10 protein-coding genes and 1 pseudogene are annotated in these 11617 nt (G+C 36.6%); 8 read left to right on the top strand and 3 right to left on the bottom strand.

Annotation, left to right across the window (positions count from 1 at the left end):
- Positions 1 to 129: 129 nt before the first annotated feature.
- The gene (locus AAEY57_RS17505) at positions 130 to 549 is read right to left on the bottom strand and encodes a MarR family winged helix-turn-helix transcriptional regulator (RefSeq protein WP_028834599.1); all 420 of its coding nucleotides are present in this window, start codon (positions 547 to 549) and stop codon (positions 130 to 132) included.
- Between the two features lie 102 nt (positions 550 to 651).
- Between AAEY57_RS17505 and AAEY57_RS17510 the strand changes: the two genes are divergently transcribed.
- From AAEY57_RS17510 to AAEY57_RS17540, 7 genes and pseudogenes are all read left to right on the top strand, one after another.
- Complete coding sequence (locus AAEY57_RS17510) at positions 652 to 1398, top strand: siderophore-interacting protein (RefSeq protein WP_350608375.1); 747 nt, start codon at positions 652 to 654, stop codon at positions 1396 to 1398.
- A gap of 144 nt (positions 1399 to 1542) precedes the next feature.
- A complete protein-coding gene (locus AAEY57_RS17515) occupies positions 1543 to 2535 on the top strand; it encodes an LLM class flavin-dependent oxidoreductase (protein WP_008468090.1) in 993 nt (330 codons plus the stop codon).
- A 224-nt stretch (positions 2536 to 2759) separates the two neighbouring features.
- The gene (locus AAEY57_RS17520; RefSeq protein WP_013463343.1) at positions 2760 to 3755 is read left to right on the top strand and encodes a patatin-like phospholipase family protein; all 996 of its coding nucleotides are present in this window, start codon (positions 2760 to 2762) and stop codon (positions 3753 to 3755) included.
- A gap of 332 nt (positions 3756 to 4087) precedes the next feature.
- Positions 4088 to 5494: an alanine/glycine:cation symporter family protein gene (locus AAEY57_RS17525; RefSeq protein ID WP_350608376.1), complete on the top strand. Its 1407-nt coding sequence runs from the start codon at positions 4088 to 4090 to the stop codon at positions 5492 to 5494.
- A 93-nt stretch (positions 5495 to 5587) separates the two neighbouring features.
- Positions 5588 to 5704 (top strand): annotated as a pseudogene (locus tag AAEY57_RS17530) (patatin-like phospholipase family protein); the annotation flags it as partial.
- Positions 5705 to 5811: 107 nt separating this feature from the next.
- Positions 5812 to 7164 carry an FRG domain-containing protein gene (locus AAEY57_RS17535; protein ID WP_350608377.1) on the top strand — a complete coding sequence of 451 codons (1353 nt, stop codon included), beginning with the start codon at positions 5812 to 5814 and terminating at the stop codon, positions 7162 to 7164.
- 95 nt (positions 7165 to 7259) lie between these two features.
- On the top strand, positions 7260 to 8711 hold the full coding sequence (locus tag AAEY57_RS17540) for an ApeA N-terminal domain 1-containing protein (RefSeq protein WP_350608378.1): 1452 nt from the start codon (positions 7260 to 7262) through the stop codon (positions 8709 to 8711).
- A 138-nt stretch (positions 8712 to 8849) separates the two neighbouring features.
- On the opposite strand, the gene AAEY57_RS17545 is transcribed toward AAEY57_RS17540, so the two are convergent.
- A complete protein-coding gene (locus tag AAEY57_RS17545; protein WP_350608379.1) occupies positions 8850 to 9680 on the bottom strand; it encodes a hypothetical protein in 831 nt (276 codons plus the stop codon).
- A gap of 263 nt (positions 9681 to 9943) precedes the next feature.
- On the opposite strand from AAEY57_RS17545, the gene AAEY57_RS17550 reads away from it, so the two are divergent.
- On the top strand, positions 9944 to 10360 hold the full coding sequence (locus AAEY57_RS17550; RefSeq protein WP_350608380.1) for a hypothetical protein: 417 nt from the start codon (positions 9944 to 9946) through the stop codon (positions 10358 to 10360).
- A gap of 72 nt (positions 10361 to 10432) precedes the next feature.
- Here AAEY57_RS17550 and AAEY57_RS17555 read toward each other — a convergent pair whose 3' ends face one another.
- The gene (locus AAEY57_RS17555) at positions 10433 to 11263 is read right to left on the bottom strand and encodes a hypothetical protein (RefSeq protein WP_350608381.1); all 831 of its coding nucleotides are present in this window, start codon (positions 11261 to 11263) and stop codon (positions 10433 to 10435) included.
- Positions 11264 to 11617: the final 354 nt, after the last annotated feature.

Consider the following 11617-nt stretch of genomic DNA (forward strand, 5'->3'; position numbering starts at 1 on the left):
TATTATTCATGGACGCTCCTAACATGATTTGATTTACTTAGTATAGCAAACCAACACAGAAATGGATCAGCGCCATAAGTGTACAGTATATGCGTTTTATATAAGTTATGCCAAGTAATGGATCTGCGATCAATCCATATTTTTGATCATTTGCTGAGCTGTATCTAAGAAGTCATTGATTTGCTGTGGGTTTAAGTTTTTACACATTTGCGCATTTACATGCTGCTCAGCGTTTAATAATTTGTCGTAAAGCGTGCACCCTTGTGCGGTAAACGACAGAATAAAACAACGCTTGTCATGCTCACTGGCATTTTTATGAATTAAGTTTAGCGCGAGCAGTTCTTTCACTAACCGTGCTATTTGGGCTTTGTCGCGTTGGGTTTGATTCACAATATCGTTAGCAGTGCACTGAGGTGTCGCTGCAATAATATGCAGACAACGCACATGCATCGCGTTTAATCCAAGCTCACCTGCATTAATGGCTTCGCGTATGGTAACGCGATAATTTTGCATTAAAGCAAATAATGTATTGGCCAATGAAGAGTTCATAATAAATCCATAATGGTTGACAAAGTCAATTAAATTGCTATAGTTGATTTTATCAACCAATGGGGCGTTATGCAATTCATCATTTTAGTGAGGTAAATTTATATGGGTAAAAAAGTACGCAAAGCAACCGTATTAAGCACAAAGCAAATAACCCCACATTTACAACGCATTATTGTCGGCTCAGATGAGTTTAACGACCTGAGTGCCCAATACATTGGTAACTACGTTAAGGTGCTTATTCCACAAAATGGCCGCGTTGACTTTAATATTAAAACTACGTGTATGCGTTCATACACTATAAGACATGTTGATGAGCACACTGGTGCACTTACTCTCGACTTTGTGATAAATATGCACCAAGGTCCAGCCACTAATTGGGCTAAAGAAGCAAAAGTAGGCGATGAAGTGGGTATAGCAGGGCCAGGCCCTAAAAAGTTGGATAACTATGATCATTCATATTATCTATTACTTGGCGATTTAACTTCGGTTAATGCAATTAAAGGCTACGTGCAACAATTGCCTATAAACGCAAAAATTGACGCGATTATTCATGCACCAACAAAAGATGATGTGATTAGCTTAGACTCCTCGCGTGATGTAACTTGGTTAATAACAAATAACCCCGATACAGATATGATAAACGCATTAAAATCGCTACCACTTAGTGAGCAACAACCTATTGTATTTATGGCACTTGAGGCAGGATTAGTCCGTAAAGCAAAAACCGTATTAACTGATGAATTAGCTATACCGCGCAGTCAAATTGTTGCATCGGGCTATTGGAAAAAAGGGCTTGATTCAGAAGCTTATAAACTAAAGCGTCAACACGCTGCGGCTAAAAATAGTTAACTTAATTGTTGTTCAATCACATCGCTATTTAGCTTTTAAAAGGCAAGGCGCCTTGAATTGACTGTCATACACACCCATCTCTTAGCGTAGACTCATTATTTATGGCTAGCGCTATAAATCGCTATTTAATTTGGAGGTGCTACTTTGTTATCAACTATTCCTTTTTCGTTATTAGAACTGGCGCCTATGCCTAAAGGTGCCACTGTGAGTGACACCTTAAATAAAAGTACAGCCTATGCACAAAAAGCTGATGAGCTCGGTTTTAACCGTTTTTGGTTAGCCGAGCATCATAATATGCCTGGGATTGTTTGTGCGGCTACTTCAATTTTGGTGGGGCATATAGCCGGAAACACTAAAAAAATACGCGTAGGGTCGGGTGGAATTATGTTGCCTAATCATGCTCCTTTAGTTGTTGCTGAGCAATTTGGCACCTTAGAAAGTTTATACCCAGGTCGAATTGATTTAGGGTTAGGGCGCGCCCCGGGTAGTGATCCTGTGACAAGTCGTGCATTAAATAACGATATCAGCCGTGCTGAAAACTTTCCTAATGAAGTGAGCGAGTTACAAACATTATTGGGCCCTTATGAGGGAACTAAGCGCGTGCGAGCAATACCTGGTGAAAACACCAATGTGCCCATTTGGCTTTTAGGTTCAAGTTTATTTAGTGCGCAGTTAGCTGCACAAAAAGGATTACCTTATGTATTTGCGGGGCACTTTGCACCGCGTTTTGTGCATGATGCAATAGCCTTGTATAAACGAGAATTTAAACCATCAAATGTATTAGCTAAGCCTTATGTCATGTTGGCATTACCTTTAGTGGCTGCAGATACAGATGAAGAAGCACAGTACTTATCAACTACATCCAAACAGCGAGTGTTATCGTTAATTAGAGGCGACGAGCTGTGGTTAAAACCCCCAGTAGAAACAATGGAAGGTTTGTGGAGCGAACAAGAGCGCGCTCATGTTGAGAGCTTTTTAGGGTTAAGTGTTACCGGTGGGCCAGCCAGTATTAAACACAAGCTAGAAATGATTGTAAATCAATTAGGGGTTGATGAGCTTATATTCACCAACGACTTATTTGATAATGAAAAACGCCATAAAGCGCTTGAAATTTTAATGCAAATAAAACATGGATAAGCAATTGGTTAAGCAAGCGTACACTCAACGCTTGTTATGCTATTAAACAGATTAAAGTTGATTACGTCGGGGCCATTTTACATTATTTTAAAAAGTGGCAATGAAAAAGCTTGTTCTATTTTTTCAATAGAACTGATTTAAACAATCAATTTTAATTATGGATATTGAACGATTATTATAAGGGTATGCAACACAATTCAGCTAAATAAATAGGAAGGTAAAGCGTGAAATCTCAAAATAGTACGACACCCCATTCAGGCAACAACTCAGTGCAGCCAAAAGTAGCGCTGATAGCAGAAGGTGGCGGACAACGAGGGATATTTACCGCGGGTGTACTCGATGCCTGGTTAGAGCAAGAGTATGATCCATTTGACTTATTTATTGGCACATCTGCAGGTTCTCAAAACTTAACAAGCTATTTGGCGCGTCAAAAAGGCTATGCTAAACGCCTGATCAGAGGCCTTTCGCGTCATAAACGTTTTTTTCAATTAGGTCGCGGCCTAATGGGTAAACATATTGTTGACCTAGATTGGTACTTTGATAAAACTACCGAAGTAAACAGAGCGCTTGATTTTAAAACCGCAAAAGCCAGTTTAGGTGACCGTGAGCTATTAATTACTGCAACTAATGCCCGTGATCGCAAACCTTATTTTTTATCCCCAACAGGGGAAGGCCAGCAATGGCGAGAGCTATTAAAAGCGTCAAGTGCACTGCCATTTTTATATAAGCAAGGTGTAAAATTGACGCCGTGGTTAAATGCATTAGCCGCAAATGAATTAGGTAAAACCGAGATACAGTCAGAGTCTGATTTTTACTTAGACGGTGGCCTTGCCGCACCGCTTCCTGTACGCGAAGCCTATAATCGTGGCGCACGCAAAATTGTGGTTATACGCACCGTTGATGAAGCCTTTCAGGCTCAATCAGCATGGGTAAGTAAATTAAAATCATTTGTTGAAGTATCTGGCTATTGCCCAAAAACAATAGACTACTTATTACAACATGAGCAAGCCTACGAAGATGAGTTAGCATTTATTGCTAATCCACCAAAAGATGTAGAAATAATTCAAATTTTTGCAAATCAAAAGCTTTATAGTAAGTTATTAGGCAGCTCAAATGATGACTTACGATTTGACTATAAACTTGGTTTAGCAGCAGGCCATAACTACTTAAAAAACCATCACCCAGATCAGGATGATTATAAACACAGCTACATAGCGTAGCTGTGTGTTTATTATCAGCAAGATAATAAATCAGCATTTACTGTGTTCTCATGGCAGTCATTTAGCCGTGAGAAATATTCGGTTTTTTACCTCAAAAATAACGCGCTAACGGTTATTAAAGCACGCGACTAATTCCTTTCTAAAACATTCTTTTTACATCAGCAATTACACTGCAATATAAGTCAGTTTTCTGGCTGAATTTATATTCATTAATAAAGAAAAATAATTCACATCTAATTGGCTTTATTATAAAGTGGCTAAGTCTCTACTAAACTTAAACACTCACGTCGCTAAATTAATACCGTGGCAAATAATAATAAAAAGGAAGCCTGATGTTCGACACGCTGATCAAAAGTGTAAATAGCCTTTTATGGGGCGAAGGCCAAGTACTCATTTACATTTTACTTTTTGCTGGCATATGGTTTTCTGTCCGCTTAAAAGCTATTCAACTCGTTAAATTTACACATATGTTTAGCTTGCTAAAAGGCAGCAGTAAGTGTGATAAAAATAACATTAGCTCCTTTCAGGCTCTATGTACGGGGCTTTGTGCGCGTGTTGGTACTGGTAATTTAGCGGGAGTGGCTGTTGCTATATCACTTGGTGGAAGTGGCGCCATATTTTGGATGTGGGTGATTGCCATACTGGGTATGGCGACCGGTTTTGCAGAAAGTATTCTTGGGCAAATTTATAAAATTCGTGATAGTAATGGCGATTTTAGAGGTGGCCCTGCGTATTATATTCAACAAGGCTTAGGCAGCCGTGCGTTTGCTATTGTGTTTGCCGCCTGTTTATTTTTAGGTTACGGCTTTACCTTTAGTGCCATGCAAACCAACACCATTACCGATGCGCTTAATTATGCCTTTGAAATTCCCACACACTATTCCGGCATCGTGATCACTTTGTTAGCCGGTTCAATTATTTTAGGTGGCTTTAAAGCTATTGCCCGTTTTGCTGAGCGAGTAGTCCCTGTTATGGGCATCGTGTTTGTGCTTGTTGCTGTGGTAATTACACTGATTAACTTTACCCAAGTACCCAGTATGCTAAAAGATATATTTTTATCCGCGTTTGGCTTACAAGAAGCGGGCGCAGGCGCCATGGGGGCGGCGATTAAAAACGGTATTCAACGGGGCTTATATTCAAACGAAGCAGGCGCAGGTAGTGTGCCGCATGCATCGGCAAGTGCCAGTCCAATGCCAAACCATCCGGCTACCCAAGGTTACATACAAATGCTAGGCGTGTTCTTCGACACCATTGTACTTTGTAGCTGTACCGCGGTTATTATTTTATTGGCTGATGTGAACATAAGCGGCGAAATGGAAGGCATTCGTTTAACCCAAAGCGCTATGACCTCACACTTAGCGCAAGGCGGCGTGTATTTTGTAGCCGCTGCCATTACTTTATTTGCTTTTACCTCGGTGGTTGCTAACTACGCCTACGCTGAAAGTAACCTGCACCTATTTAAGCTTGATAACAAAGTAGGGCGCGGTATTTATACTTTGCTTTATTTATCAATGATGTTGTGGGGTGCATCTGCCACATTAAAACAAGTATGGGATTTAGCCGATATTGCCTTAGGGTTAATGACAGTAGTAAACGTTATCGCTATTATACTACTCACACCGACTATTTTGTCTGTTACTAACGACTACCACGCACAAAGAGACAAAGGCATAGAGCCTGAGTTTAAGGTAAAAAACGTAAAAGTGCAGGGCAAATGTGAAGACGGAATTTGGGATTAAGATTAAAGTTTAAAAGTTTTATATTGCATAAGTATTCATTTTAAGTTTGGTTTTAACAACATTAAACTGCGACTCTACAGGTAGTATTTTTAGATGATCGACATTTATGCAGGTAAAACTGCAGCAAAAATAATAAACGAACAAGGGTTTAAACCTGAGCTTTTTACCTCGTTTTTAGGGGCAAGTGGTGGCCCTAAATGGTTTCTTTTGTAAAGCTAAACACCGATATTAATATTATGCCCTTAAATTTGAAAATTAAATTAAATTTAATATAGTGTTGATTAAGGAAAAGCGTCACCTAATTGTAAGGAACTACAATGATGATATTAAAGCCTGAGAGCTTGGGAGAGTTAGAAGCTTGCTTTGATAAATATCAAAATGGATATTTATTTCGAGGACAAGTAGCTCATTTTACAAAAGATAGTGGTGACGTAAGCATTCCCACTTCATTTAGCCGACACGGCTGTATTCCACCGATAATGCTAAAATGGTGTCACTATTCCAGAGCAATGATAAGAGCCTATACTGGGCTTAATTACTTCGACATTGATCTAGAACTATCCCAAGCAATATTGCAGCACTATGGCTGGCGTTCATTTTATGTCGATTTAACGAAATCTCCTCATGTGGCGGCTTGGTTTGCTTCCAATAAATATACCGAAACTAAGGCAATTCATGGTTGCGAAGATATTAATGAAAACTACTTATGGTTAGTACATAAAGCTGGAAATTATTCAGAGAGTGAATCAATTGGTCACATATATGTGATTGACAAAATGGCACTGGAAAGCCTTGGCGTAAATATTCATGATTTAACCATATTACAAGGTGAAGAAGGAAAACTGAGATTTCATGCACAGCAAGCTTGTTTGGTTGGAAACCTAGACGATTATCTCCCATCACAAACAATTGCAGCTCACATCCAAGTTCCACCTGACGTTTTACGCTCTTTCTACAAGAAAAACGGGTTACAAAATGTTGAAGATTTATTCCCGTCTAAAAGCGAAGACTTTATTTTAAACACGCTTTTGAATCTACCTTGGGAAAAGGTAAATGCAGACACGATGGTTCCGACATTTCGCAGAGCACTTGATATACCAGACTATGAATTGAACGAAGACAGCTACGTAAAACACTTGCCACCACATGTTTCTCTTTATGAACGGTTTTGGATTGCTGACAACGTAAACGAAGCAGATGAAAACTTTTCGAATACCGCTTTTTTCAAGCTACCTCAGGTGTCTTTTTACTCCAATACCAATAAGCCGTTCGATTTAACACACGTAAATAGAGTCTTGGACGAACATGGAAGATTTTTCATAGAAGTAGATGGCTTAATAAAAGTCATTGAAATGCCAGAGCCGTATACTTTTGAAAAAGGCGTATACGTATCAAAAACTGAGTCAGGATTAATATCTGTTGCAGCATTGACTATTGATCACCCTAGTAACGTAGTCACAGGAATAGGTGTCGATGTTGGCTGGTTTTACAAATATGAAAATGGTTTATGGGTAACAGTTGAACATGAAGAACAATGTCCTTGTAATAATGACCTTAGGCACGAATTGCACTTTTCATTGTTGAACATGTTAAATGAAAGTTTACAGGATAATGCGTTTATCAAAGACAATGCTTTGTGCTTTCGGCACCACGACGTTGAAATAAGTTAATGTTTATCGTGACATTTATATGGCGAACTTAGGTTCGCTTCCTATGACAAACGCCAAACACATATAAATTACAGTCGTTTCTCGGAAGGTAGAGAATGAAAAATGTTATTAATGCAAATTTTGTCATTGGAGTTAATAAAAGTGTATCTGGAACGCTTGAATTAGGCTCGAATAATTTTAAATGCTGGTCAACTGACTACTTTCACGTACAGTCCCATTCTGATATTTATGGAACTACACATAAAGGGCAACCAATATCTCTTTTAAACTGCCTTTCATTCAAAGAAACTCAGCACTTCGGTGGCAAGACTCGAAATTGTTCCTGTGATTTATTCTCGCACACTATGCTCTTGGGTGATAAGCATATCAAACCTGATGAAGATTTATTCGATTCTATTTCGTTAGTCGTTAAAAATCCTTTAAAGCTATTTCAAGATGTTAAATCTTTTGGATATATTCAATTCCCAAAGGAAGGTCTGATTGAAGCGCTTAATGAAGAAGAGTTCACCCCTCATTTTGATATTAATAAGAGACCTAGCATTGCTTACTTCAACGGTGACTTCGAGGTATTTAGCCAAAATACTAAACTGGGTAAAATTACAGCTAGTCATTGTTATAGCAGTGGTATTTGGGGAAATGCCGAGGGAGTACAATTAAAAAATAAAATTTTAATTACAATTGATTTTAATAATCCAATAAAAATTGAAGAAGCTTTCGACAGGGCAAATTTACTCACGCTATTTTTGAGATTTATTTCTGGTCACGGGTTATTCTTTTCAGACATTGAACTTAAAATGTCAGGTGAAGAACACTTTAACTATAAGGTTCATCACGACTATCGTAATTGGGGTGAAGAGGTTGATGAAACCTATCATTCAGACCCATTAATCAATGTATGTAGTGATAGTTTCGGAACTATTCTAAAAAATTGGTTTGATAAAGAAGATAGGAAAAACGTAAGGCATTGCTTTTACAATACATTTTTTTCAAATACATATTCATCTGATAGGCTAATATCATCAGCTAATATGTTCGATATATTTCCCAACTCGCCTGAAAACTTGAAAAAAGAGTTAAGTGAAGAAGCCGTAGCTCAAATCGAAAGCTTAAAATTACAGATAAAATCTGATTTCAAAACTTTTCCAGATTTAAAAAGTTCTTTGCTGCAATCCGTTAGTTTTCTATCAAGAAAATCCTTAAAAGACAGAATATTGGAGCGCTTTGAAATCATAGAACCAAAACTGGTGGGTCACACACTTAGTTCTGTAAACTTCAAATTTATTATCAAATACGGCATTAAATGCCGAAATTATTTTGTTCATGGTTCAATTGATAAAGCCCTTCCTCCTGATCAATGTTTCAAATTCCAATCTCTTTTTATCAATACGTTTGAATATATATATGCTTACAGTGAATTAATTGAGTGTGGATGGAATCCAAGTGATGATACTGTAATGACTAATTACCACCGTATAAGAAGTAATGAAAGAGAGATTGAGTTCGGTGATAAACAGCTTACTGAGATAGTTGCTGGGAATATTAAATGACTAATACTCAAAAATAGATTGTGGTTTACTTTTACTACCTCGAAAACTGAATGAATGTGATTTAGTTAGTTTTCGAGGTTCTTTACGTCAAAAGTTACCAGAAGCAATTAATAGTAAAAACTCTTTATCAGTTTTTATTTACCAACCACAATAATTATCAATAAGATCAGTAATTATTTTCTTATTTTTATCGTCTAAATTAATACACATAGCACCGAATGAATGATACTTATTCATATATTCATAAACGCTATTACGAGCAGATTCATCAGAAACCTTTAATGTTTTTAAACCATCATACTGATGTTTATTAAGTAAGGTGTTATTCATCAAGTATTTGGCTGTTGCAATGTCGTTGTAGCAACTAGCAAGAGCATATCGAAGAGTTGAATTAGTGCCATGCCCATTGCTTAGTAATTTGGCTATATCGATATCTATTTCTAATATGTTGGTGACATCATCTAGAGATTTTTTTTTAGGTAAATCATAGAAATCATGACCGATCGCATTAATGCAATTTTTTACAGCTTTCAAAAAATTGATTTCTTTGCTTCTGAACTTGGTACTTGCTGATAGATGTCGAACTAACATATTTATAATCTGCTCTTTATTGTATGTAGGACATGAGATTAGTGTCCAGTTTTCTTTATCATCATCAAGGTAGCAGTAGCCATTGAGCTTGCCATTTAAGATCAATAACCCAAATTCATTTATATTTTTACCAAAGTTAAATGTAATTAGTTCTTCTACAGCATTAGATGGATGTCGAGCAGATGGGTAGCCATTACCCCATAATGCATATAAAAGTGAATCCTCTATCGGGATATATTGCTCATTTGATATTGTTATTGCTTGTCTCGTTAGTTCCAAATAACTTAAACCGTTCGGTAATCCTAAGTAAGACTGAATTTCTGATAGGGTTAAATGTTCGATAGTAAAATCTTTATTTTCTTTGTGTGTATTTTTCATGAATTGCTCCAATTGTTATCACCTGAAAATTCAGGATGGAGCTAGATTAATTAAATTTTATTGAAGCAAATACGGAACAACTTTTTAAGTTGTTCCCTTGACAAGTTTTGTAGCTAAAGCCCAATATGAAAGCTCATCTTTGCAACTTTTTCTCCTATCACTTATTTAAGATTCATTCAAGTGAGCAAGATTGTTTTCTGTTACTTATAAAAAAAGTCATAACTATGGAAGAATTTTCTTGAATTCTAAACAGGAAAATATTTATGAAAGAAATGAAAATTATTTCAAGTAACAAAACAATGATTCAGGCAATTTTTGACAAGTTTCAACGTAATACGTGGGAAAGAGAGCTAAACTATGAAGAACTGGAAAATGCCACGTTTATAGCAGAGTCATTGATCGATAATATTTTATTTATGAAAGATCGCCAAAATATCAAAGCTTGCGTTAGGCCATTATATAGTGCTTTCAAGCCGGAATACCCTCACGGGGCAATGCAAACAGTTTGTTATATAAGGCGAGGAGTAAAGTACTGGTATCTAACGAAAATTGAGAGAGTAGCCGTTCAAAGAGCTGGTAGCATTCGAGTTGAAATAGACCCAGAATCAATAACCCCTAAAATAGGCATGATTTACCAATTTTTGTCTCAAAATCTCAAAAGCAATGAAGTATTAAAATAATATTGTATCCTCAGTCTGTCGACTGTCTTGTCTATGTGGCTAGTAAGTTATTTGCTAGCCCCTTTAACAATTTTATTCACAAATAAATTTTTCTCTTTCTTCAATCCAAAATAATTCGTCTTTATGCTCTTCATAATGAAGCAAAGCATCAGATACGACTTGAAATGTTTTTTTCCAAAGAAAAGGTTTAATGTTGTATTGTTCTTTCATTAATTGGACTGCTTCTCCTTCGACTAATAGCCGACTAAACACTTTTGGGGATTCTCCAAAATAGTTCAAATTAATATAGGCTTCCATTAATTTTAAAATAGATATGTTTTGCCCTAACTCATCACTTCTTTGATTTAGTATTTCTACGTAATAATCAAAACAAAACTTAAAGTTTCCGCGAGCCAAATTTGAGTCAAATATCTCTCTATAGTTCATTACTAGCTCAGATTTGCCGGTATCAAGATTTGATTGCCACACATCAATATCTAAGTTTTTAGATTTATATAACTCAGTTACACCGTTGGCAAAAGCTCTGATCGCATCTCTGATATAGCTAGATGTAAAAACATTTATGATATTAAAACAGCCGTTGCAATATGCCTGTTGAGTCTGTGGAATAAGTTCACCAATAATATCGTAAGGCGATTGCTTACCTTTTGTTTTTTTCGTTGGAGAAGTTCCACTGAAATAACCAAGCCATGTTTTCGGATCAAGTGGTTCAATACAAAAGACTTCATATGCCTTCGTTAATTCATCTTTATTGGTGAATAAGTGAGAATATTTTTTTTTGAACGGTTCGTAAGCTAGGTTCGGTAGTTTTTTAAATTCGGCAATACTGCCTAAATCTAACGTGTCGAGAATAGACTGACACCAAAAAAGTGTTTGTATTTCAGAAAGTGATTTTTTATCCATTTAACCTTTACCGCTGTTATTTTTCCAAAAATTTAAACTAGAATCCCAGCATTTCTAGTTGCTATAACAATTAGAAATGCTGGATTTAGCTTTCATACTTTAATTACCATGATCATTGAAATACAATAAGAAAGTTTATCTTATTTTTCAAATAATATATCAACTTGCTGTTTAACAAAATCTATTACATCAGTATCAGAAGGCATATCTAATTCTGGCGTTACTTTATGTTTTATTTTATCTTTAAATAGTGGCTTCGATTTTTTTGGGAAGCTATCCCGCCGTGTCAGAGTAGTTGTCCTGTCTTCTTTTCACAATAGTTATAGTCAGACGGCGGGTGGTTAGCAGGTTCAA

Origin of the sequence: Pseudoalteromonas sp. MER144-MNA-CIBAN-0113, assembly GCF_040308965.1 — a bacterium.
Lineage (GTDB): Bacteria > Pseudomonadota > Gammaproteobacteria > Enterobacterales > Alteromonadaceae > Pseudoalteromonas > Pseudoalteromonas tetraodonis.